Raw genomic sequence first — 23,385 nt, 5'->3', positions numbered from 1 at the left:
AAATCAGGTGTGCGAAACCGTTTTGCTCATGGCTACGCCGTCGCAGCAGCCTTGCTCGTCGGCAATTGGCACAGTGTCTTCGAGCTGCACGGTGCAATGTCCAATGCTAAACTCGTGATTTATAGCGTGTTGTAATTCCTTTAAAAAGGCGTTATTCCCGTCGCCGCCCGGCCGGACGAGGTGGGCAGTGAGCGCCGTGTCGCGGGTGCTAAGGGGCCACACATGCAGGTCATGTACTTGCGTTACGCCGGGTTGTCGAAGTAAAAAATCGCGCACGGCGTCCAGGTCGATATTGGCCGGCACGGCTTGCAGGCTGAGCTGCATCGTCTCGCGCATCAAACCCCACGAGCCATAAGCAACGATGCCCAGAATCACGAAGCTGATGGCAGGGTCGAGCCATCGCCAGCCCGTCCAGATGACCAGTGCGCCGCCCGCCACTACGCCCACCGAAACAAGCATGTCGGTGAGCATGTGCAAAAAGGCCCCGCGCACATTCACATCGCCTTTCTGCCCGTGTCGGAACAGCCACGCTGTGAACCCGTTTACCACCACGCCCAAGCCGGCCAGCAGCATCACCATCTTTCCGTTTACCGGCTCAGGGTTGCGCAAATGGTCGATGGTATCCCAGAGAATAATGCCCAGCGCCGCGTACAGCAACGCCGCATTTAGCAACGCCGCCTGAATGGTGGCGCCCCTGAAGCCGTACGTATACCGAGCCGACGAAGGGCGCCGGGCCAGATGCGTAGCACCCCAAGCCAACGCCAGACTCAGTACGTCGCTCAGGTTGTGGCCCGCGTCGGAGAGCAGGGCCGAAGAATTAGCCCACAGCCCACCGGCCGCTTCCGCGGCCACAAACAGAAGGTTCAGGCCAATGCCAATGCCAAAAGCCCAGCCGTAATGCTGATTTTCGGGGGGGCCGTGGTGATGGTCGTGACCGTGGCTGTGGTTGTGCGCCATAGGAAAGGATGATTAACAGGCAGTAAGTAACGCTAACAACGCACGAATAACAATACGTTCTGGTTGTTTAGGTAATATATTGATAATCAAATATTTATAAAAGTTAAAGCTGAGCTTTATCTAACGCTATACCTTGAATTTCAGGTTGTTCTGGGAAGCTCTCTGACTTGGTAATTACTTAAACGACAAGGGTATAACGAGTTTTACGCTCATGTTGCGGCCCATGTTGAAGACGCCCGTGCGGCCATTGCTGGCGTTATAAGCGGCGTATTTCAGGCGGCTCAGGTGGCTCTGGTAACCAACGTCGAACAGGTTGGTGCCCGTCAGAAACACCGAAAACAGCGTTTTGGCATTGGCGTTGAGCACATCCGTGCCGAGGCCGGCATTAAACAAGGTATAGCCCGGCGTGCGCGTTTCGGTTTCGAAGGCCGAATAGAAGCGGTTCTGGGCAAAAGTGTGCTCAATGCCGGCGCGGGCGTACAGGTTGCCCAGCCGCGAATGGGGCACCTTGCGGAAGTTTACCCGCACTTCCGACTGCACCCGGTCGGCGGGAATAAAGGGCAGGTAGCGCTGGCCTTCGGGTTGGTTAAGCTGCACAGCGCGCACCATCGAATAGCTGCTTTCGAAGTGCAGCCAATCGAGCGGGTGCGGGTGAATGTCGATGGACGCTTCGCCGCCGTAGAGCCGGGCATCGCCTTGCTCGTAGAGAAACGCACGGTCGCCGGTGATGGCTATGGAATCGCCTGTGCCGGCTGTGTTTAGCAACGCTCTGGGAAACACGTAGTTATGAATTCTGTTCTGGAAGGCGTCCACGTTCAGGCTTACGTGGTCGGAAACGTAGCTGATGCCGGCGTCGAGCTGGAGGCTGGTTTCGGCCTTGAGCGTGGGGTCGCCGATTTCGTAGCGAATCGTGCCTTCGTGCTTGCCGTTGGAGCCCAGTTCGGCGATGTTAGGCGCCCGAAATCCGCGCGAAAGGTTGGCTTTCAGCACCAGCTTGTCGGTGGCGCTAAACGAGCCGCCCACGCTGCCTGATACGTTGCGGAAAGTCGATTGGAAGCCCGCAAATTTCTGCTGCTCACCCGGCGCCGCCGTTGGGCGCTGGTAGAGATCGAGGTACAGCGGGTCGGCGGTGATGCGGCGCATGTCGTAGCGCAGGCCGCCGCTCACGTCGAACTTGCCAAACGACTTTTTGGTCACCCCGAACACGCCGCCATCAAGCAGGCGATAGGCCGGAATCAGAAATTCGACGCCCTTGTTGACGTTGCTCTGATCCATGCCGCTGAGTCCGACGGTTGTGTTCCAGCCGTTCATTTCGGGCAGGAAATACCGCAGCGCGTAGTCGAAGGTGCGCAGCTGAAAAAACAGCGAAGTCTCGTTGATATCCAACGCGTTGCCAAACTCGCGGCGTAGGTTTTGCTGCCAGCCTACGTTGAGGGTCAGGCGGCTTTGGCCCAGAATAAAGTTGTTGTCAGTCCCGATGCGGATGTGGTTGATCTGCTGCTGCGGCACGGCAAGGCCATATCCGCGCAAGTCGCTATCCGAAACGGGCTCCTCTACCACAGCATCCAGCCCGTTGCTGGTCTGCTTGATAAAGCGCCCAGTCAGCGAGTCGCGGTCGCCTTCCACCAAGCCTACTTGCTGGTTGAAAGTATTGAAGGTGAGGTGCGAATAGCCCCAGCTTTTGTTCAGGCCCACGTAACCGTTGCCGTCGAGCTCGCGAAAACCGGAGTTGTACACGCGGCCGTCGTAGCGGTTGCGGTAGTCGCCCGCGATTTTGCCACTGCCCCGTACTAGCCAGTTAAACCCGTTCAGGTTGCCGGCATTCATCACGGAATAACCCTGTAAGTGATTGTTTGACTGATAGTTACTGGCTAGTGAGCCAATGACTTTGCCGTTTTCTACGGGGTCGGGGGCCACGAAATTCACTACCCCGGCCATGCCATCGGAGCCGTAGAGCAGGCTGCCGGGGCCTTTGATGATCTCGGCGCGGTCGATGCTAAACTCGTCGATTTCGATGCCGTGCTCGTCGCCCCACTGCTGGCCTTCCTGCTTGGCGCCGTTATTAAGCGTGATCACCCGATTCGACGACAAACCCCGGATAACGGGTTTGCTAATGCCGGCCCCAGTCGTGATCTGCGACACGCCGGGCGTGTGCGCAATGGCGTCTATGGCGTTGGTGGCTGCCGCTTGGTTGAGCTGCGTGCGGTTGACGACGGTGGTCGGGACCGACGAGCGGCGCATTTCTGTGCTCGCCGACACGCCCGTCACTACCACCTGCCCGATTTCGGTGCTGGCCGGCACGAGCGCAATTTCCAGCGGTTGGCCGGTGCCGGTATCCACGGTGCGGGCTACCGTCGAGTAGCCCAGAAACGTGACCTGCATCAGAAACCGGCCGCGAGGCAGGTTCGCAAACCGAAACGTGCCGTCGACGTCTGTGCTGCTTACTTGCTTGAGATCGGGAAATAATACAGTAGCGCCCGGCAGCGCTTCGTGGGTAGCTTGGTCGAAAACGCGGCCCGTAACGGGCACAGCCACGACAAGTGGGCGAGTGGGTGAAGCAGGCTTAGCGGCTGGGCGCTGGGCCACCGCTGCGCCCGCCGCAAGCAGCAAGCTAAGCGTGATAGGCAATCGGGACATATAGAAGGTAATGCAAGTAGCGAGTGAACGAGAAATAAGGCGTTTGGATGCGCTCATTTTCGATTGAAGTTGGTGCTCGGGTGGCGGTTGGGCGCTGGTTGCCTCGTTGCAGCTGGTTACTGCACAGCAGCAGAGTCGGGAAGACAGTGCGCGTAAGCAGCTAGGGCACGAGCAAAAGGCTCGGCAAAAGCCCGACGGGAAGAAAACACCGGCCAACGGCCGGTGCCTTCCCATCAATTCTCCAAAACCAAACCAGGAGAAATCAGCGGGAGTTGTTTCTTGTTAACTCCCTCATAACAAATGTCTTGCCGTTCTGTCGGCGTCGCTTCCGCTTGAGTGCCCCGCGCTTCTGTCACGAGAAAGCGTACCCCGGCAACTCAGAAAAGATCGGAGAGGTGATAACCAATTTTCTCCTCTTGTCGGGCCCGTTATGTGTGGGTTGAGCGGCGGGAAACAGTTACTGTTAAGCAGTAAAGCTTTAATTGCCAAGCGGTTATGACCGGGCAGGCGGGCCGCGCAGATACGAGGCGGAAGCGGCCGTAGCCAGCCATACCGATTTGGCCGTGATCGGTGCGAGCGGCGCGTACGGGGCAAAAAAGCGAAGCTCCAGGGGCGGAGCCGCCTGGAAAGCTGCATTGTAAAAGTGATCGGTGCCGCAGTGTTGGTGCTTGGCCGTCAGGAGGGCCTTGCCTTTCGAGGAGTGGCGGCGGGCGTTTTGGGCCGGCTCCTCGGTGGTGTGCCGGTGCCAGTGCAAGGCCAGAATCCAGGTATCTGGCAGCAACACTCGCACGAAGCAGAGCAGCAGCAAAAGAGCCAGATGGGAGCGGAGGGCTTGCATGAACAGGAAAATGACGCCGGCACAAAGGTACGCTTTTGCCGCTGCCCCCAAGGACTAATCAAGGCCGCCAAGGTTGCGCGACGCTTTTACCCAATGATAATGCGTCCGTAATTCTGGGGTAATAGTTGGTGCGTTAGTTTGTGCCGTAACTTCCACTGACCTCGGAAAGCCATGAAAACCCTCTATGCCTTCGTTCTCCGCCGTATTGTGGCCGCCTTGCGGTCCGACTCCAAAGCTGCCTCGGCCCGAGCTTCGGAAGAGTTATTTGTATAGCGCTATAACAGGTTTATAATCAATTATTTGTGTTGGATATAGGAAAGGGCGGCCGTAAGTGGTCGCCTTTTTTGTTGCGCAAACCGACTTCGCGGGGACGCCGTTGGGGTGCTGCCAAACTGACAGCCGCAGCAAGCGTGGAACAGGTTTTGAAACCGGCGGCTTCACGGAGTTGCGGCCGCTGAGCCGGCGATTCTGTCCGTTTTTACATTTCAAGACTCATTTACTAAGGCGCTATGCAAGAGACAGGTAGCATCTCGATTCACACCGAGAACATCTTCCCCATCATCAAGAAGTTTCTCTACTCCGACCACGAGATCTTTCTGCGGGAACTCGTGTCCAACGCCGTGGACGCCACCCAGAAGCTCAAAAGCCTCGCGCAGCTCGGTGAGTTCAAGGGCGACTTGGGCGAATTGAAGGTGCGGGTAACCGTAGATAAAGAAGCCCGCAAAATCACGATTTCCGACCGCGGCTTGGGCATGACGGGCGAGGAGATTAAAAAGTACATCAACCAGATTGCGTTTTCCGGCGCTACTGAGTTTGTTGAGAAGTACAAAGACAAAGATGCCGCCGCTAAAGATCAGATAATCGGGCAGTTCGGTTTGGGCTTCTACTCGGCCTTTATGGTGGCCGAGCAAGTCGAAATTTGGTCGCAATCTTATCGGGAAGGCACAACGGCCGCGCACTGGACCTGCGACGGCAGCACGGAGTTTACGCTGGAAGATGCCGAGAAAGCTGAGCGCGGCACCGACGTGGTATTGCACGTAGCCGCCGATTCGGACGAGTTTCTGGAAGAGGCGCGACTGCGGACCATCCTGACCAAATACTGCAAGTTCCTGCCCATCGAGATTGAGTTTGAGGGGCAGGTCATCAACCAGACGCAGCCCATCTGGACCAAGCAGCCCGCTGAGCTGACCGACGAGGACTACACCAAATTCTACCAGGAGCTGTATCCGTTTTCAGAGCCGCCGCTGTTCTGGATTCACCTCAACGTCGATTATCCTTTCAACCTGACGGGCATTCTGTATTTCCCGAAGGTGAAAGACGAAATGCAGTTCCAGCGCAACAAGATTCAGCTGTATTCGCGCCAAGTATTCATCACCGACGAGGTGAAAGACGTGGTGCCCGAGTTCCTTATGCTGCTGCACGGCGTCATCGACTCGCCCGATATTCCGCTGAACGTGTCGCGCTCGTTTCTGCAAGCCGACTCAAGCGTTAAGAAAATCAACACTTACATCACCAAGAAGGTCGCGGACAAGCTCAACGAGCTGTTTAAGAAAGACCGGGCCGGCTACGAGGAGAAGTGGAGTGACATTGGGCTGTTTGTGAAATACGGCATGCTCTCGGACGAGAAGTTTTACGACAAAGCCAAGGACTTCGTCCTGCTGCAAAACGCTGCTGGTAAGTACTTCACTCTCACTGAGTACCAAGAACACGTGCAAGTCAACCAGAAGGACAAAAACGACCAGACGGTGATCCTGTACAGCACCGACCCGGAGGCGCAGCACTCGTTTGTGGTAGCCGCCACCGACCGCGGCTACGACGTGCTGAAACTCGATGCCGTACTCGATCCGCACTTTATTGGGCAACTGGAGCAAAAGCTGGAGAAAACGACCTTCAAGCGCGTGGATGCTGATACAGTAGGCAAGCTCATCGAGAAGGACGAAACCACCGAAAGCGTGCTCAGCGACGACGACAAAACGCGTTTGCAGGAACTGTTCACCAAGTCCATCAACAACGAGCATATGCACGTGCAGGTCGATGCGCTTTCGCCGCAGGATGCGCCGGTTGTCATTACGCTGCCCGAATTTATGCGCCGCATGAAGGATATGCAGCGAGTGGGCGGTGGCGGTGGCATGGCCATGTTCGGCTCGATGCCCGACAGCTACACCGTAAGCGTGAACGCCAACCATCCGGTAGCCCAACGCGTGCTGAACGCCGAAGACGAAGCCGGCCAGAAACTTGCCCGTCAAGCCTTCGATCTGGCGTTGCTCGCGCAAAATATGCTGAAAGGCGAGGCCCTGACCGCGTTTGTAAAGCGCAGCGCTGATTTGCTGGCCGCCGAATAAGCAGCTGGTTAGTCTTAAATAGTATACGTAGTTTTAAGTAGTACAAAACCTGTTGGCTCATGAGTCGGCAGGTTTTGCTGTTTATGGCGTAGCCTGTAGCCGTGCGATGTAGGCTCGCCTTGGGCACCAAATCGCTTTATCTTTACGTTCGTTGCTACAACCCCTGTTTGTGTACCTCCCAATGTGTTCGTTTCGTCTGCCTTTTTTTCTGCTTGCGTTTGTGGCTGTGTGGTTGGGAAGCTGTTCCAAGAAGACAGTTTCTTTCAACAGCAAACCCGATCAGTTTGGCATAGCCGCACTCAGCAACGACTCGCTGACCAGCAACCGCGACACGACCGGTTTGGTGGCCAAGCGCACCAACGTAACCAAAGAGCAAGCACGGATAGCGCAGGCAAAGGAAAAATCGGCTCAGCGCAAGCCCAAGCGCAAAAAGAATATTTTCTTGGGCGAACGCATCAAGAAAGGCTATGTAAAATCGGGGGGTAAGGGGCGCAACCAAGTCGTGGAGGTATTTTATTACCTGCGCACCTTTCAGCAGCCCAACCCCTACGCGCCGGCCCGGTATTACTTCAACCCGCGGAAGCGCCGCATTTCGCCGGCTACTACCGAACTGAATCCGGCGACCGATAAAGTGTTGCACGGGCCTTATACCAAACGGCAAGGCGGCAAAGTGGTAGAAAAAGGCTTCTATGCCTTCGGAACCAAGCATTTGCGTTGGGAAAAATATACCCCCGACAACATTCTGCTCAGCAAAACCCACTACGAAATGGGCTTTCCGCGCGATGCCAACATTACCTACTACGACACCGAACACAAGCACATCAAGGAGGTCGTGCCCTATATTAATGGCAAGCTGGAAGGCGATTATGCGCGCTACCTTGAAAACGGCGAGCTCGACTGGAAGGGCCAGTTTGAAAACGGCAAGCGGGTAGGCGAGTGGACCAAGTACTGGGGCTTCCGCACGCGCAATCGGCCGCACTACGTGTATCAATACGGCGAATCAGGCTATGATCCCGAAGTACTGGAGCCCGAATTGATCGAGGAATATAGCCGGGACTTCAAGCCGGTTTACCAGAAGGGAAAGCTCGACAAGCGCCCCTCCACGGCAGATCAACCGGCAGGCAAATAATGATTGTTATAAGTACTTGATAGTCAAATGCTTATAATATAGGCTAATAAAAAGCGTCTTCAAAATGCTTAAGGCGTAAGCCGTCGGCGGCGGGCGTAACGGCCAGAATATCAAAGCGGATATCGCCATGCCAGTTGATTTCTTCCTGGTAGTGCTCCGCAGCCAAGCGGAACAGCTGGCGTTTGCGTTCGGTCACGAATTCTTCGGGAAACCCAAACTGCACCGACGAGCGCGCTTTTACCTCTACAAAAACCAACAGGGAGCGATCGCGCCGCACGATCAAATCGACCTCGGCGCGGCGGTAGCGGTAGTTTCGGTAGACTATTTCGAAGCCCTGCGCCAAGAAATGCTGAGCGGCCGCCGTTTCGCCGGCATGGCCAAGTTGGTGGGCTGGCGAAGGCATAACGGAAAGCTCAGGGATTGGGGAGCGGCCCCAAATCTAGTACATTTGATAGTCTTCTGAGGCGTTTGGAAACCACTCGGCGCTCGGTGCCGCCTGCGTCTTTTCACCCTCAAAGATTCGGTTGGCTACCGCCATCACGCCCTACGCTTATGCTTGGCTGCTATGCGGAAAGGCTCACTTATTTTGGTCTAGCTAACCATTCGATTATCTGAACCTTATTCTGATGGATTTACTGCCTAACCCCTGCGCTAGTCCTGCTTCAGTAGCAACGCTTCCTGACTTAATCGTAGCTCCAACGCCACCGGCTACGGCCGGGCAAAATCGGCGGGTGTTGGTGCAGCGGCTGGGTTTGGTTGCGTACGAACCGACATGGGCGTACCAGGAAGAACTATTGGCTAAAACACTGGCTATCAAAGCGCAGAATCGGCAAGCCGAAGAAACAGGCTCGGCTAAGCTCTTGACGGACAACTACTTGCTGCTGTGCCAGCATCCGCACGTGTATACCTTAGGTAAGAGCGGCAAGCCTGAGCACTTGCTGCTCGACGAAGCGCAGCTTGCGCAGCACGGCGCCACGTTTCACCGCATCAACCGCGGCGGCGACATTACCTACCACGGGCCGGGCCAACTGGTAGGATATCCTATCCTGGACCTCGACAATTTCTTTACTGATATTCACCGCTATTTGCGGGTGTTGGAAGAGGCAATTATCAGATTATTAGCTGATTATGGCCTTTCGGCGGGGCGTATTGCCGGGCTTACGGGCGTATGGCTCGACTTTGCGGAGGGTGCGCCTAACCCCCGTAAGATTTGCGCCATGGGGGTGAAGTGCAGCCGTTGGGTGACCATGCACGGGTTTGCCCTCAACCTTAATACCGACCTCACGTATTTCGGCCACATTGTGCCCTGCGGCATCACCGACAAAGCTGTGACTTCGCTCCAGCAGGAGTTAGGTCACGCCGTTTCGGTGGAAGAAGTGCAGGAGCGCCTGCTACCGCATCTGGCCGAACTACTGGGCGCGGAGTTTTGTACTATGTAACGCATGAAAGAAGATATCACTTTTGACCCAGTAGAAGGGGTATCCGTGGCTGTGGTACCCGACGAAGCAGCGGCTACGGAAGAAGGCAAACCGGGCTGGCAGGTGTACCTGCTCAACCACAATAGCTATCCCTTGCGCAACGTAATCATCAGCTCCAATGGCTACGGCACCAAAGACGACGGCGAAGTAGTACGCACCTCCACATTGCGCCACGTTATTCTGGAAGTCGAACCGCAGAGCGCCATTCCCGTCGAGCCCATCGACCCCGACCTTTTTCACCTCAACAACCAGTATTGGGTGAGCTACTACCGCGGCCCTCAAATCTTTGATAAGAAATTCATTTTCGTGCCCGATTCCATTGTGCCAGCCAACCTGATTCACATTGGACTGCTCAATCGGGAGGGGGTTTTGCATAGCTGAGGAAATCTGCCGAAACTCGAAGGCGACTTCCACCGCTATTTGTGTAATTTTGTCCCCACGTGATGAATGCATACGCTATACCGTTGGGCTTGTCCTTCCTTTGGGCATTTTTAGTGGCACTCTTTGCAGTGCCATCTATCATCTATATTGCTCATTTGAAAAACATGCTCGATACGCCCAACGTGCGTACAGTGCATGAATCTTTGACGCCCCGTTTGGGGGGCGTGGCAGTGTTTGCAGGCTTCATGTCGGCTCTCACCATCTTCGCCGATCTCAGCAACGGCATTCAGCAGCTGTTAGCGGGCTGTATTGTGCTTTTCTTCGTTGGCCTGAAGGATGACCTCGTCACGATTTCGGTGATGAAGAAGTTTGTGGGCCAACTGCTGGCGACCGGTGTGGTCATGATTATGGCCGACATCCGCATCACCAGTTTTCAGGGTATTCTGGGGATTCATGAGCTGCCGGTTGGAATCAGCTATGCCGTCACCTTTCTGGCTATTGTGGGCATCACCAACGCGATCAATCTGATCGACGGTCTCGACGGCTTAGCGGGCACCATTGTCCTGATTATCGCCAGTACCTACGGCTTTTACTTTGCCCGATATGGGGGCGCTGGCTATGGCAATTACGTGTATGTATCCGTGTGTCTGATTGGCGGCATATTGGGGTTTTTGCGCTATAACTTTCACAGGGCCAACATCTTCATGGGCGATACCGGTTCGCTGGTATGTGGTTTCATCGTTTCCATCCTGACCATCCAGTTTGTGGAGATGGGCCTGCGGGCCGATAGTCCCTTTGCTTCTTCTGCTCCTTCGGTGGCCGCCGGCATTTTGTTCGTGCCACTGTTCGATACGTTGCGGGTGTTTATAGTTCGCATGATGGCTGGACGCTCGCCTTTCTCTCCCGACAAAAACCACATCCATCACCGCATCTTGGCAATGGGCTTTCAGCAGATCAGCACCGTGATGCTGTTGGCCTTGCTCAATCTGGTGGTAATTCTGTTTGTGATTAACTTCTCATACATAGGTAATACGTTGTTAATCATTGTGTTAGTTTTGTTTTCATTGCTGCTGAGCGTTTTTCTTGGCGTCTATCATAGCCGTAGCGCTCAACAGCGAGTAGCGTCCTAACTTATTGCGGCGTGAAACGGGCAGTTCAGACAAAAAGCCGGCGCTTTTGGGCATTGTGCCTTTGGATAGCACTGCTGCCACTTGCTTTGCAGGCGGCCGAATATCGCCCTCTGCCTCCCGCGCCCAAAGCCGGACTATCTTCCGAGTGGCTCATTCATGATGCCGTTCATAATCGGCTGATTTTATATCTGCCCGACTACCACACGCCGGCTCATACCTACTACCAGTGGATCAGCATCCGGCCCAATCGGCCGCTGTTGATAACCTTCGCGGCGCGCAAGGACTTCAGCATTTTTCTGGATAATCGGTTGGTGTTTACCGCCAAAGCCCCGGCCTCCTACAAACTTGATTTGGCAAAGCTGGTACCCGCTACCGCTCCGCCAGGCCCCCACCTACTCTGCGTATGGCATCCGGAAGTAAGTCCTAACTTAGCTTCTTTCACGAATTTTGTGCCCTCGCCTGTTATTCACGTGGGCAAAGCTGCATCCCACCCTTTGGTAGCGCAGCCGCGACCGAGAGGGCATCAGGGTCAAAACGTATTTCTATGCTTCTTGCTGCTGATCGGCCTGCTTTACGGGGGCATTCGTGCTACGTATCAGCCAGGGTTTGCTCGTATCTACCAGTTTGAGGGGCTGTGGAGTAAAACCTCAAAAGACCAGGAATTCCTTATTAAGCCAACGGTTACTTGGCTTAATCTGCTGTTGATGTTGGTTTTTTCGCTCTCGTTTGCGCTGTTGTTGGTGGCCATTCATACCAATATTCAGAGCATCGTAATCTTACGGCGCCTCTTCGACGTGCCCGAATCCGCTATCGTTCTTCGGGTATTTCTGTATGCGGGCTTGGTAGCAGGCTTCGTGCTGGGCAAATACCTGTTTCTAGAACTTATGGGGTACATTTTTGATGTTACGCCCTTGGTTATGGTGCAGTACCGGGAGTTTGTGCGCACCATTCTGTTTATGGGCCTCTTCCTGCCGTTCGTAATGCTGCTGTACTTGGGGCTAAATCAAACGTTGCCTGAGACAGTATTGTGGGTATCCAACGGAGTGGTTTCCTTGATGTTGGTGGGAACGGTAGTGCGAATTGCACGCACTTTGCACCGTAGGACATCGCTGCTAAATCTGCATTTGTTTTCTTACCTTTGCGCCACAGAAGTCATCCCGTTGATCATTCTGCTAAAGCTTATCGTTTTTACCTTTTGAATATTGGCGCCGGCTGCCCGCTGGTGCTTTCCGCGAAGCTCCCTATTGCACTAGATTTACCCTTTTTCATACCTTATGGCCGAGAGCAAAGACAAACCGGGGACGGGCCGACACGCCAAGCGCATCTCCAGCATTCTTGTCACCCAGCCTAAGCCGACGGGCGACGTTTCTCCTTACTTTGCCATTGCCGAGAAATACGGCATCAAAGTAGATTTTCGTGAGTTTATCCAGGTCGATCCGGTTTCTTATAAGGATTTCCGCAAAGAGAAGGTAAACATCCTCGACCATACGGCGGTCATCTTTACCAGCCGTAATGCTGTCGACCACTTCTTTCGTATCTGTCAGGAGGCTAAGTTGGAAATGCCAGCCGAGATGAAATATTTCTGCATCTCTGAGCAAACTGCTAATTACCTGCAGAAGTACATTGTGTTGCGCAAGCGGAAGCTATTTGTGGGGCAACGTACTGCGGCTGATCTTTTCGATGTGATCAAGAAGCACAAGGGCGAGAAGTTTCTGTATCCGTGCTCAGATATCCGCAAAGACGATATCCCGGAGTTTATGCGGGCGAATAATTTCAAGTTTACGGAAGCTGTTATCTATCGTACGGTCGCCAGTGACCTCTCCGATCTCTCGGACGTGAAGTACGACTGCATTGCTTTTTTCAGCCCTTCCGGAATTAGCTCCTTATTCATCAACTTCCCTGATTTCGAACAAGACGGCACGCGAATTGCAGCGTTTGGCCCTACTACTGCTAAGGCTGTGTTGGATGCCGGTCTAGAGCTGGACATTGAAGCTCCGCAACCTAACGCTCCTTCCATGACCGGAGCAATCGAAGCTTACATACGGTATCATCACGGAAGTGATGCCGGCAAAGAAAAAAATAAGAGCGGCAAGCAGAGTGCTTAAGGCGCGGTAGTAAAGAAGGAATAAACGCGTTAAATCCGGCTTTAGCGGGAATTTTTCGCAGAGTTTTTTCTTTACATTTGAGAATATCAACTCTATTTTCTGCCGTCCGTATCGCATTCTAAAGCCGTCGCTCTATGAAGGGAATTATACTTGCCGCTGCTTTGCTCACCGCAGCAACTGGCACCGCCTTCGCGCAACAACAGCCTCAGTTTAGCCATTACGGATTCAATGGGATGTACCTAAATCCTGCTTATGCAGGCATTAAGGGGCAGGCTGAAATCTCTTCTTTCGGACGTATTCAATATCTGAATTACTCCGCCTCCTTCGACGACGGGGGATCGCCCAAAACCATTATGCTAACAGGGTCCATGCCTGTGCGAGCATTAGGTGGAGGAATAGGGTTTCATGTTTTTCGCGATCAGATAGCCCAGCTAAAAATCACTAACGCGCAAGTGTCTTATTCTAAGCACTTTAAGATAGGGGAAGGACGGTTAGGTATAGGGATTCAGGGGATTCTGAATTATGTGGGCCAGGGCATCTACCGCCCTATTGATGAAGGAGATCCGCGAGTGCCCCGTAGCGGCTCAGATCATAAATTCGATTTGGGCGCTGGAGTTTGGTACGAGTCGGAAAAGCTATATGCTGGTCTTAGCCTTAATAACCTACTGCGCTCCAACTACCGATTCAATAGCGACGCAGGAAGTACAACGGCCGAATTTCTAAATGAGAACCACGCCTATCTTACGGCGGGCTATAATATCGAAGCTTCTTCTTCCGTTGTGGTTACCCCTACAGTATTGATGAAGATGGTGCTGCCCGGCAAATTCGGCGACAGCAATAAGTTTACTTTCAAGAACAATTCGTACGAAGCCGGTGTTCGAGCCACTCTTGATGACAAGTATTGGGCCGGCGTTGGGTACCGTTATGATGAATCGTTCACGGGTTTGGTGGGCCTGAGTTTGTTCAAAGATAACGCTGTGCGTTTGGGATATGCCTTTGATGTAATTGCATTTAATCAAGATGCCCGTGCTTTGAGTTCACACGAGATTATGATCTCATATCGGTTCCCAAAACCATCCTTAACTACCCGTCCAGCTATCCATACTCCTCGTTATAGTTTTTGATGTTAGAGTTTAAATAAGCTTAATAATTGCTTTACAGACAGCTGTTAATAGCTTTGTAAGCAATATGTAATAACTTGCTGTGAGTTATCGTTTAGCGGATAATTGAAGGTGTTGGTAGACAATCGCAAAGCGTTGGGCGAAATGCTTGTGCACGAACATAACTTTCGTTAGATTTGCAGACTCGAAAAATTGTAATCTTCTGGTATCGCCGCCTGAACCGTCTTTTTTTTCCTAACATGAACAAGTTTCTCGTTTTGCCTCTCGTAGCCTTGACTGCGCTGTTTCTGGGGGGCTGTGGTTTTGGTAAAGGACCGCAGGGTGACCTGGTCGGAGCGGAGGATCGCCCCGAGTTCAATCCGCAGGAAGTGCCCTTCGGTATGGTTCCTTGCCCAGGAGGTACTTTCCATATGGGTCAGACCGACCAAGATATTTCTGCCTCAATGGTCAACATGAATAAGCAGGTAACCATTGCCGGCTTCTACATGGATGAGACTGAGATTACCAACAATGAGTATCGGCAGTTCATGAACGCTATCCGTCAGGATTCGATTGACGTGTTGGGCGAAGAATATGTGATGACGGAACTCTATCCTGACACGACCGTCTGGGTACGGGACTTTACTTATCATATGGGTGACCCGCTGATGGAGTACTACTATACTCATCCAGCGTTTGATGATTACCCGGTAGTTGGTGTAGATTGGTTCGCAGCAAAATATTTCTGCAACTGGCGCACTAAGAACAAGAACGCAGCCAACGCTGAAGCTGGTCTTGCTCCTACTCCAAACTTCCGCTTGCCTTCCGAAGCAGAATGGGAATACGCCGCTCGTGGTGGTCGTGACTTAGCTACTTACCCTTGGGGCGGCCCTTATTTGCGCAACTCGAAGGGCTGCATGCTGGCTAACTTCAAACCTGGCCGTGGCGACTATGCTTCCGATGGCTACGCTTATACTTCGCCAGTTGGTGCTTTCTTCCCGAACGACTTCGGCCTGTACGATATGTCTGGCAACGTGTCAGAGTGGTGCGACGATGCTTACATGGAAGCTTCTGTGCCGGTAGTATGGGACATGAACCCAACTAACCCAGACGATAACGAACCCCGCAAAGTAGTTCGTGGTGGTTCGTGGAAAGATATTGCTTACTTCCTTGAGACCGGTACCCGCAACTTTGAGTACCAAGATTCGGCCCGTTCTTATATCGGGTTCCGCACGGCTATGATTCAAATTGGCATGGGTTCTAACAATCGACTGAACTAAGTCCTTTTCGGATCATCAACTCACGTTCTCTAATTACTCAAACAAACTCTTTACAATCCCAAATTAAAATGGCAGCAAAAGGCGGTAGCTTCCTCTTTGATGTATTGATGCCCAAAGTATACGGTATCGGTGCAGCAGTTGTAATCATTGGAGCATTATTTAAAATTGAACACTGGCCCTTCGCTGACGTAGCGATTATCGCTGGTCTAGGCACAGAAGCTATCATCTTCTTTTTGAGTGCGTTTCAACCTCAGTCGAAAGAGCCAGATTGGTCATTGGTTTATCCAGAACTGAGCGAAGGCTACGACCCGTCGACCAACAGCAACAGTTTCTCTACCAGCAACAATAGCCAAGGCCTGACCCGCAAGCTGGACGACATGCTTAAGGATGCAAACGTAACGCCTGAGGCTATTGCTTCACTTGGCCAAGGACTGAACCGTTTGAGCACGACAACCCAGCAACTTGCTGGTTTAGGTGATGCTACCAACGCTACTGACGAGTATACTACGAAAGTGCGTTCTGCTGCTCAATCGCTGGAGCGTATCAACGAAGCATATGCTAACACGGCTCAGGCTATGAGCGCCATGTCGGAAGCAACGGCCGATGCCAAAGCTTATCACCTGCAAGTGCAGAACGTGACCAAAAATTTGGGCGCGCTGAATGCAGTGTATGAGATGGAGCTGCAGGATGCTAACACGCACCTCAAATCCATGAACAAATTCTATGGCACTTTGAGCCAAGCCATGGAAAACCTGACCGAAGCAGGCAAAGAAACCGATCAGTTCAAGCAGGAGGTAACAAGCCTCACTTCGAACCTGAATTCGTTGAACCGCGTGTACGGCAACATGCTAAACGCGATGCGTGCTACTAGCTAAGCTATTATAGAGCTTAGTTTGACAAGAGAGACGTTTCTGTCCCACACAGTTATAGATTAGGAAAGAACACGATGGCGGGAGCAAAAGAGACTCCACGGCAGAAGATGATTGGCATGATGTACTTGGTACTGACTGCTCTTCTAGCCCTACAGGTGAATTCAGCAATATTGCTCAAGTTCAAGTTTTTGGACGACAGCTTGTCGAGCATCAACAATAAGGTTTCGACGGCTAACGAGGGGACGGTAAAAGGGATTCAGGCGCAAGTCGAAAAGAACCGTAACCAAGCCGCCGACGTTAATGTCCTGAAGCAGAGCGAAGAAATTCGGGAACGTACTAAGCAAATGCTTGCTTACATGAGCGAGGTACGGGAAAAGCTCTTGACTGCTACTGAAAACAAGAATAAGAGCGAATACAAAAACATGAGCGCCGAAGATAAGGTGGCGATCACGATGCTGGGACCAAGCCGCAATGGCGAGGCCTACAAGATGAAGGACGAGTTAAATAAGTACTCTGCTTACATCAAACAGTACGTGCCCAACGCTCCTGCGCTTGCATTGGATGCTAAAGAAGATCCAATGGTAACGGAGCAATCTCAGCGCAGCAAAAATTTCGCCGAGTTAAACTTCGAAAACACCCCTTTAGTAGCGGCGCTGGCTGTATTGTCACAGAAGGAAGCTGAAGTACTGAAGTACGAATCTGATGCGCTGGCTGAGCAGTCACGCAAAGTAGGTGGCAACATCATCGTATTTGACAAAGTAGGTGCTTTCGCCAGTGCTGAGTCTAATACGGTTGCTGCTGGTACGAAGTACAAAGCAGAATTGTTTCTAACAGCCTCAGCTTCAAACCTGCGTCCTAGCATGACTTTGAATGGCAGCCCATTACAGGTCGGCCCTGACGGTCATGGTAAGATTGAGTTCACCGCTACTCCTGGTGGTTTCGACGCTGCTGGTAACGCTAAAAAGCAGTGGACTGGTACGATTCGCTTCAAGCAGAACGGCCGTGATACCACCTTCAAGGTGAACGTGCCTTATACAGTGACTAAACCTGTTATGCAGATTCAATCTGCGTCGGTACAGGCCCTGTACTTCAAGTGTGGTAACAAGCTCAGTGTGCAAGTACCTGCTCTGGGGGCACAATACAAGCCTGGTTTCTCAGCTTCGGGTGCTTCAGTAATTCCGGGGTCAAAGACAGGTGAAGTAACTCTGGTACCGAATGGTCGGGAAGTAACGCTGAACGTAAGCAGCGGTGGTAACGCTATCGGTTCACAAACCTTCCAGGTGCGTCCGATTCCTAAGCCAGACATTAAGTGCATCGTGGGCGGCCGGGAAGCTAATGAGAAGCAGGGTACGCCTATCACAGCTGTACGCAACATGTCTTTGCGTGCCATTCCGGATGCTGGCTTTGCTACCTTCTTGCCTGAAGATGCGCGTTACCGCGTTACACGTTACGAAATCACGCTCGTGCGTGGCAAGCGCCCAGCAATGCCCGCTCGTACTATCAGCGGTCCGGATGCAAACCTGACTGATGTGGTGAATTCGGCCCGTGAAGGCGACCGTCTGTTCGTAGATGTGAAAGAAGTTCAGCGCATGAACTTCCAAGGCAACACGGAAACGGTTAACGTTTCTAAGCAACTCAATATTCCGCTGCTCTAAGCGTTATAAGAATCGAACTAACCGCGAGGCTTTTTGATTACCAACGGTATGAACAAATTTCTTTCCTTCGCCGCACTCGCGGCTGGTTTGACGCTGTCGGTGGCAGCTTCAGCCCAGGAACAAGCTACCACCGCGAGCAGCAACGGCTCGTATCGGCCGATTCCGAATTCGGACATTATGTTCCGCAAAACGATATGGCGTGCTATTGATCTGCGTGAAAAGCAGAACAAGCCCATGTTCTCGGAAGGCAAGGAAATAAGCCGAGTAATCTTAGATGCGGTTAAGCGCGGTGAGCTACAGGCTTATAAAAACGACTCGCTGACTTCTACTTATACGCCCACTGAGGTTTCCAGCAATATGTCTATTGCCGAAGCTTCTGCAGGCCTAAGCGAAGAGGAAAAAGCAGCTGGTTTTACCGAAGCCGATGCTAACCCCGGTGGCGGATGGGGCAATGATGATGGCTGGGGTGCTCCGAAAAAGAGCACTGCGAAAGGCGCGAAGGGCGCTAAAGGTAAGGCTGTTGCCAAGGCAGCACCCCCTAAGCCAGTGGCACCACCGAGCTATGAGGTGCGTCCTAAAGATGTATACCAGATGGAATTGAAAGAGGATATGATCTTCGACAAGAAACGGTCGCGGATGTATCACGATATCAAAACCATTACGTTGCTGTTGCCTTCGACGCTGGCCTCAAACACATCGGGCATTGAGAAGCCTATCGGTACGTTTAAGTACAGTGATTTGGTCCGCGTGTTCCGTAACAATCCGGACAAAGCGATCTGGTTTAATCCCCAGAACGACGCCCAGCACAAGAACCTAGCTGATGCTTTCGAACTGTGGTTGTTCAACTCTTACATCGTAAAGATTTCGAACCCGAACGATTCGCGTCTCGATGAAATCTACGGTAGTCAGCAACAAGGCATCTTGGCCTCGCAGCAAGCCGCCGCTGATCTGATCGAATACGAATACAATCTTTGGAGCTTCTAGTTTCTGAGTGTTTACAACAAAAAAGCCCTTCCTGTTTAGGAAGGGCTTTTTTGTTGTAAATTCTTGATTATCAGTGGTTTATATATCAAAGATTTTTAAGATTCAGCAGGCTGCTCCTGAAAGTAATTCAACAGAATACGTGCTTTGGCTTTACCGACTTCAGCAGTTAGTTCGGCTTCGCTTAGCTCTCGTATTTTCTTTACCGATTTAAACTTGCTCAATAACTTGTCAGCGGTAGCAGGGCCCAGGCCTTTTACTTCTGTAAGCTCTGTTTTGAGGGTAGCCGCATCGCGACGGCTACGGTGAAAAGTGATGCCAAAACGGTGCACTTCGTCGCGCATGCGCTGAAATAGGCGTAGCGATTCGCTCTTTTTATCGATGTAAAGCGGCAGCGGATCGTTGGGAACATAGATTTCCTCTAACCGCTTGGCAATGCCAATGACCGGGATCTGGCCCCACAAATTGAGGTCCTTGAGCGCCTTTACGGCCATGCTCAACTGGCCTTTGCCACCATCCACAATGACGAGCTGAGGCAGAGAGGCTCCTTCGTCGACGAGACGACGGTAGCGGCGAGTTACCACTTCATACATCGAGTCGAAGTCGTTAGGACCGACTACCGTTTTGATGTGATAGTGCCGATAATCCTTTTTGCTAGGCTTAGCATTGCGGAAGCACACCATCGCCGCCACCGGGTTATCGCCTTGGAAATTGGAATTGTCGAAACACTCAATGTGCTTAGGTAGCTCCGTCAGGCGCAGGTCCTTTTTGATCGTTTCCATAATCCGTACCTCGTTGAGGTCCTTGGAACGATCATTCATGCTTTCCTTCTCCTTGCGCAGGTACATTACGTTCTTGATGCTGAGTTCCAAGAGCTTGCGCTTGTCACCGATCTGCGGTTGCGTTACTGAAACTCCTGGCAGTGGGAGGTCGGGCAGCGCCACATTGGTCAGGATTTCTTTCGACTGACTCTCAAATTCCTCACGCATTTGCATCACCAAAGGCGCCAATATTTCATCGTCGGTTTCGTCGAGCTTCTTCTGAACTTCCAGCGATTGCGTCAGGATAATGGAGCCATTCATCACTTTGAGGTAGTTGATGAAGGCATTCTTCTCATTTGAAGCAATGCTGAACACGTCGATGTTGGTGAGGCTTGCATTGACAATCGTGCTCTTGGCCTGAAAGTCGTCTAGCTTATCCAGCTTTTGCTTGAATTGATGCGCCAGTTCATATTGCTGATCCTGAGCGGCTTGGGTCATACGCTCGCGGAAATATTGTTTGGGCAAACGCAAATCGCCGTTCAGAATCTGCCTGATCTGGGCAATGTATTGGTTGTAAGTAGCTTCGTCTTCCTTGGCTTCGCACGGGCCTTTGCAATTGCCGAGGTGGTACTCTAGGCACACTTTAAACTTGCCTGCTGCCACGTTTTCCGGCGATAGGTTGAACGTACAAGTTCGCAGCGGGTATAGAGCCCGGATGAGTTCCAACAGCACGTTCATAGCCGTTAGGTTGGCATAAGGACCGTAATAACGGCCGTCGCCGGGGCGCTTGTTGCGAGTCGGGATCAGACGCGGAAAACGCTCGTTGGTGAGCAGTAGGTACGGATAAGTTTTGCCGTCCTTCAGCAGGATGTTGTATTTGGGCTGGTGTTGCTTAATCAGGTTATTTTCAAGCAAAAAAGCATCCGATTCGCTGTCCACAATCGTGAACTCGATGCGCTTGATATTCTTGACCAGCTGTTGGGTTTTCTTGTTATGGTCCTGCTTAGTGAAGTAGCTGCTGACCCGTTTGCGCAGGTCGATGGCCTTGCCAACGTAGATGATGCCTTCATCATCGAAGTATTTGTAAATGCCGGGCCGATGCGGCAACTGGCGAATTTGCTCTTGTAAGTAATCGTTGGCAGCCATATAAAACTAACTAAAACGGCGTAGGACAGGGTTCCCGCGGAGGTAAGCAGTGGCGGATCGCATAGGGTCACAGATCACCCCCTTCTGCGTAGATAGCAACAAAAAAGTGGCAGGTGAAGAACACCTGCCACCACTAATTTGCACCAAAAAGCGCTTAAATATCCTGATTGTTCAGATCATTTAGGTCCGTTTGGTTAAGCTTCTGATCGTAGGGAATCGTATCACGTTGCCCGCCGTAGTATTTCGAGCAATCGATCTCGATGCTGAGCGGTTGCTGTGGCTTAGGGAACGGGTTAGTGTTGATGCCAATGCTCTTATCAGCGTAGACCTTGCGCATAAACAGGCCATAAATCGGCAGCGCCAAGCGAGCACCTTGCCCGTATGCACCCGTACGGAAGTGAATGCTACGATCTTCGCCCCCTACCCACATGCCACACACTAGGTCGGGCGTGATGCCCATAAACCAAGCATCGGAGTAGTTGGACGTGGTACCCGTTTTGGCGCCCATCTCATAGGGAAACTTGAAGCCTGTTTTTAGAATTACGGAGGTGCCGCCGGGCTCGGTAGTCGAGGCCTGCAACATATAGGTCATGATGTAAGCCGTTTCTTCACTCAGCGCTTCCCGGGTTTGCGGCACAAACTCACGCAGCACGTTGTCGTTTTTGTCCGCGATGCTCGTCACCATCATTGGGGCGGTCCAGACGCCTTTGTTGACGAAGGTGCTGTATGCGCCACAAAGCTCCAGAATGCTCACATCACTCGAGCCAAACCCTACCGCCGGAACGGCCTCAATGGGCGAGGTGATACCCAGGCGTTTGGCATAGCTTACAACTGTCTCAGGACCAAGCTTTTGCACCAGCCATGCCGTAATGGAGTTCATCGAGCGGGCCAGGGCCTGGCGTAGCGTGAAGCTCCGACCGGAGAAGCCGCCTTCAAAGTTTTTGGGCGTATAAGGTGCGCGGCCTGCTACCGCCGGGAAAGTAGTAGCCACATCGGGGCGTTGGTAGCACGGCGAGTAGCCTTGGTCGATGGCAGCCGTATAGACGATGGGTTTGAAAGTAGAGCCCGGTTGGCGTTTGCCTTGCTTTACGTGGTCGTATTTGAAATACTTAAAATTAGTACCGCCCACCCACGCCTTGATTTGGCCATTGATGGGGTTCATAGCCATAAAGCCCGCGTGAAGGTAGCGCTTGTAATAGGCCAGCGAATCCATCGGCGACATCATCATTTCCTTCTCGCCTTGCCACGAGAACACCTGCATTTTATACTTCTTGTTCAGGTAGTAGTTGATGGAGTCTTTGTTGCCATCGAAACGATTGAAGAGCGATTTGTAACGCTCTGTCCTTTTGATAGATGTCTGGAGGAAGTTTGGAATGACCCGGCCGGTTTCGTCGCGCCACGGCAACTGGCCTTTCCAGTGTTGCATAAACCATTTCTGCTGCAACTGCATGTGCTCGGCAATGGCAGCTTCGGCGTACTTCTGCATCCGCGAATCAATCGTGGTATAGATTTTTAGGCCGTCGGCATAAAGATCGTGGTCAGTTTCTTTGGCCCATTGCAGCAACGATTTGCTCACCTCGGTGCGGAAATACGGCGCAATGCCTTTGTTAGCGTTCTCGACACTGTAGTGCAGCACAATGGGCTTGGCAACTGCCTGTTCGTACGTGCGCTGATCGATGTAGCCATACTTGTTCATCTGGCTCAGCACCCAATTGCGACGATTTTTCGAGCGTTCTGGATTCGTGACGGGGCTAAAGCGCGACGGCGCATTCAGCACGCCTACCAAAGTCGCTGACTCTTCAAGGTTCAGCTGCTTGGGCGACTTGTTGAAGAAGGTTTTGGCGGCTACGTTAATGCCAAAAGCATTGGAGCCGAAGTCATTGATATTGAGATACATAGCAATGATCTCGCGCTTGGTATAGTTGCGCTCCAACCGCACAGCCATAATCCATTCTTTGGTTTTGATAACCAGCATGCGCAGACCCGGCACGTGGTTGAGGATCCCGTCGTTCAAGTCGGCTCGGGTGCGAAACAAGACCTTCGCTACTTGCTGCGTCAGGGTAGAGCCGCCACCGCCACTACCGCCCGTAAGCAAGCCCGTCGCAACGCGGCCCATGGCTTTGGGGTCGATGCCGGAATGCTCCTCGAAGCGAGCATCTTCCGTCGCCACAAGAGCATCGATGAGGTTCTGAGGCAAGTCTTTATAACCGACCGGCGTCCGGTTCTCGCGGAAATATTTGCCCATTAAAACTCCATCGGCCGAATAAATTTCCGAAGCCAACTCGCTCTTTGGGTTTTCGAGCGTCTTGAGGTTGGGCATACGCCCAAACAGGTTTAGAAAATTGACGCTAACCGCCAGAATGTAAAAGACAAACGCTACCAGTCCGCCCCCAAATAGCACCCACATCGTGCGGGTGATGGCAGCAAAACGACCGCTGCGTTGGGGTTTTCGGGAAGGAGTCTTGGGTTTGGTGGCAGGGTAAGCCATTATGCATGAAATTATGAATGCTGAATCATAAGGTAGGAAATAGGGCGTATATGAATAGATTATACGTATTCGTTTGACAATCAATAAATTATCAATCCTTATCTC

At 52.4% G+C, this 23,385-nt stretch carries 18 protein-coding genes; 12 read left to right on the top strand and 6 right to left on the bottom strand.

What is annotated here, in order from left to right:
* Positions 1-3: 3 nt before the first annotated feature.
* The 3 genes from FHG12_RS06720 to FHG12_RS06710 form a co-directional block, all read right to left on the bottom strand.
* Complete coding sequence (locus tag FHG12_RS06720) at positions 4-957, bottom strand: cation diffusion facilitator family transporter (RefSeq protein WP_139514998.1); 954 nt, start codon at positions 955-957, stop codon at positions 4-6.
* A 174-nt stretch (positions 958-1,131) separates the two neighbouring features.
* Positions 1,132-3,594 carry a TonB-dependent receptor gene (locus tag FHG12_RS06715; protein WP_139514997.1) on the bottom strand — a complete coding sequence of 821 codons (2,463 nt, stop codon included), beginning with the start codon at positions 3,592-3,594 and terminating at the stop codon, positions 1,132-1,134.
* Positions 3,595-4,087: 493 nt separating this feature from the next.
* A complete protein-coding gene (locus FHG12_RS06710) occupies positions 4,088-4,432 on the bottom strand; it encodes a hypothetical protein (RefSeq protein WP_139514996.1) in 345 nt (114 codons plus the stop codon).
* 509 nt (positions 4,433-4,941) lie between these two features.
* Between FHG12_RS06710 and htpG the strand changes: the two genes are divergently transcribed.
* Positions 4,942-6,774: a molecular chaperone HtpG gene (gene htpG / locus FHG12_RS06705; protein WP_139514995.1), complete on the top strand. Its 1,833-nt coding sequence runs from the start codon at positions 4,942-4,944 to the stop codon at positions 6,772-6,774.
* A 181-nt stretch (positions 6,775-6,955) separates the two neighbouring features.
* A complete protein-coding gene (locus tag FHG12_RS06700) occupies positions 6,956-7,903 on the top strand; it encodes a toxin-antitoxin system YwqK family antitoxin (RefSeq protein ID WP_139514994.1) in 948 nt (315 codons plus the stop codon).
* Positions 7,904-7,946: 43 nt separating this feature from the next.
* Here the strand turns inward: FHG12_RS06700 and FHG12_RS06695 are convergent, their stop codons facing one another.
* A complete protein-coding gene (locus tag FHG12_RS06695; RefSeq protein WP_139514993.1) occupies positions 7,947-8,306 on the bottom strand; it encodes a YraN family protein in 360 nt (119 codons plus the stop codon).
* A 223-nt stretch (positions 8,307-8,529) separates the two neighbouring features.
* On the opposite strand from FHG12_RS06695, the gene lipB reads away from it, so the two are divergent.
* From lipB to porN, 10 genes are all read left to right on the top strand, one after another.
* Positions 8,530-9,342: a lipoyl(octanoyl) transferase LipB gene (gene lipB / locus FHG12_RS06690; protein WP_139514992.1), complete on the top strand. Its 813-nt coding sequence runs from the start codon at positions 8,530-8,532 to the stop codon at positions 9,340-9,342.
* A gap of 3 nt (positions 9,343-9,345) precedes the next feature.
* Positions 9,346-9,762: a hypothetical protein gene (locus FHG12_RS06685; RefSeq protein ID WP_139514991.1), complete on the top strand. Its 417-nt coding sequence runs from the start codon at positions 9,346-9,348 to the stop codon at positions 9,760-9,762.
* A gap of 164 nt (positions 9,763-9,926) precedes the next feature.
* On the top strand, positions 9,927-10,892 hold the full coding sequence (locus tag FHG12_RS06680) for an MraY family glycosyltransferase (protein WP_230471370.1): 966 nt from the start codon (positions 9,927-9,929) through the stop codon (positions 10,890-10,892).
* A gap of 11 nt (positions 10,893-10,903) precedes the next feature.
* Entirely contained in the window at positions 10,904-12,091 is a 1,188-nt protein-coding gene (locus FHG12_RS06675) for a DUF4271 domain-containing protein (RefSeq protein ID WP_139514989.1), read from the top strand.
* Between the two features lie 75 nt (positions 12,092-12,166).
* Entirely contained in the window at positions 12,167-12,997 is an 831-nt protein-coding gene (locus FHG12_RS06670; protein WP_139514988.1) for a uroporphyrinogen-III synthase, read from the top strand.
* 134 nt (positions 12,998-13,131) lie between these two features.
* The gene (locus FHG12_RS06665; RefSeq protein ID WP_139514987.1) at positions 13,132-14,121 is read left to right on the top strand and encodes a PorP/SprF family type IX secretion system membrane protein; all 990 of its coding nucleotides are present in this window, start codon (positions 13,132-13,134) and stop codon (positions 14,119-14,121) included.
* A 236-nt stretch (positions 14,122-14,357) separates the two neighbouring features.
* Complete coding sequence (gene porK / locus FHG12_RS06660) at positions 14,358-15,377, top strand: T9SS ring complex lipoprotein PorK/GldK (protein ID WP_139514986.1); 1,020 nt, start codon at positions 14,358-14,360, stop codon at positions 15,375-15,377.
* Between the two features lie 68 nt (positions 15,378-15,445).
* The gene (porL, locus tag FHG12_RS06655; RefSeq protein ID WP_139514985.1) at positions 15,446-16,252 is read left to right on the top strand and encodes a type IX secretion system motor protein PorL/GldL; all 807 of its coding nucleotides are present in this window, start codon (positions 15,446-15,448) and stop codon (positions 16,250-16,252) included.
* A gap of 71 nt (positions 16,253-16,323) precedes the next feature.
* Entirely contained in the window at positions 16,324-17,904 is a 1,581-nt protein-coding gene (porM, locus tag FHG12_RS06650; protein ID WP_139514984.1) for a type IX secretion system motor protein PorM/GldM, read from the top strand.
* Positions 17,905-17,952: 48 nt separating this feature from the next.
* Positions 17,953-18,888, top strand: a complete 936-nt coding sequence (gene porN / locus FHG12_RS06645; RefSeq protein ID WP_139514983.1) for a type IX secretion system ring subunit PorN/GldN — start codon at positions 17,953-17,955, stop codon at positions 18,886-18,888.
* A 95-nt stretch (positions 18,889-18,983) separates the two neighbouring features.
* Here the strand turns inward: porN and uvrC are convergent, their stop codons facing one another.
* Positions 18,984-20,792 (bottom strand): excinuclease ABC subunit UvrC, encoded by a 1,809-nt coding sequence (gene uvrC, locus FHG12_RS06640; RefSeq protein ID WP_139514982.1) that lies wholly within the window; start codon positions 20,790-20,792, stop codon positions 18,984-18,986.
* A 154-nt stretch (positions 20,793-20,946) separates the two neighbouring features.
* A complete protein-coding gene (locus FHG12_RS06635) occupies positions 20,947-23,199 on the bottom strand; it encodes a transglycosylase domain-containing protein (RefSeq protein WP_139517713.1) in 2,253 nt (750 codons plus the stop codon).
* Positions 23,200-23,385: the final 186 nt, after the last annotated feature.

The sequence above is a fragment of the Hymenobacter jejuensis genome, from assembly GCF_006337165.1.
GTDB lineage: Bacteria > Bacteroidota > Bacteroidia > Cytophagales > Hymenobacteraceae > Hymenobacter > Hymenobacter jejuensis.
Note: the sequence above shows the minus strand (reverse complement) of the source record. Positions and strands in the feature narration are given on the sequence as shown.

Coding starts and splice junctions, on each gene's coding strand:
- FHG12_RS06720 (WP_139514998.1), bottom strand. CDS start 957: ATGGCGCACAACCACAGCCACGGTCACGACCATCACCACGGCCCCCCC.
- FHG12_RS06715 (WP_139514997.1), bottom strand. CDS start 3,594: ATGTCCCGATTGCCTATCACGCTTAGCTTGCTGCTTGCGGCGGGCGCA.
- FHG12_RS06710 (WP_139514996.1), bottom strand. CDS start 4,432: ATGCAAGCCCTCCGCTCCCATCTGGCTCTTTTGCTGCTGCTCTGCTTC.
- htpG (WP_139514995.1), top strand. CDS start 4,942: ATGCAAGAGACAGGTAGCATCTCGATTCACACCGAGAACATCTTCCCC.
- FHG12_RS06700 (WP_139514994.1), top strand. CDS start 6,956: ATGTGTTCGTTTCGTCTGCCTTTTTTTCTGCTTGCGTTTGTGGCTGTG.
- FHG12_RS06695 (WP_139514993.1), bottom strand. CDS start 8,306: ATGCCTTCGCCAGCCCACCAACTTGGCCATGCCGGCGAAACGGCGGCC.
- lipB (WP_139514992.1), top strand. CDS start 8,530: ATGGATTTACTGCCTAACCCCTGCGCTAGTCCTGCTTCAGTAGCAACG.
- FHG12_RS06685 (WP_139514991.1), top strand. CDS start 9,346: ATGAAAGAAGATATCACTTTTGACCCAGTAGAAGGGGTATCCGTGGCT.
- FHG12_RS06680 (WP_230471370.1), top strand. CDS start 9,927: ATGCTCGATACGCCCAACGTGCGTACAGTGCATGAATCTTTGACGCCC.
- FHG12_RS06670 (WP_139514988.1), top strand. CDS start 12,167: ATGGCCGAGAGCAAAGACAAACCGGGGACGGGCCGACACGCCAAGCGC.
- FHG12_RS06665 (WP_139514987.1), top strand. CDS start 13,132: ATGAAGGGAATTATACTTGCCGCTGCTTTGCTCACCGCAGCAACTGGC.
- porK (WP_139514986.1), top strand. CDS start 14,358: ATGAACAAGTTTCTCGTTTTGCCTCTCGTAGCCTTGACTGCGCTGTTT.
- porL (WP_139514985.1), top strand. CDS start 15,446: ATGGCAGCAAAAGGCGGTAGCTTCCTCTTTGATGTATTGATGCCCAAA.
- porM (WP_139514984.1), top strand. CDS start 16,324: ATGGCGGGAGCAAAAGAGACTCCACGGCAGAAGATGATTGGCATGATG.
- porN (WP_139514983.1), top strand. CDS start 17,953: ATGAACAAATTTCTTTCCTTCGCCGCACTCGCGGCTGGTTTGACGCTG.
- uvrC (WP_139514982.1), bottom strand. CDS start 20,792: ATGGCTGCCAACGATTACTTACAAGAGCAAATTCGCCAGTTGCCGCAT.
- FHG12_RS06635 (WP_139517713.1), bottom strand. CDS start 23,199: ATGTGGGTGCTATTTGGGGGCGGACTGGTAGCGTTTGTCTTTTACATT.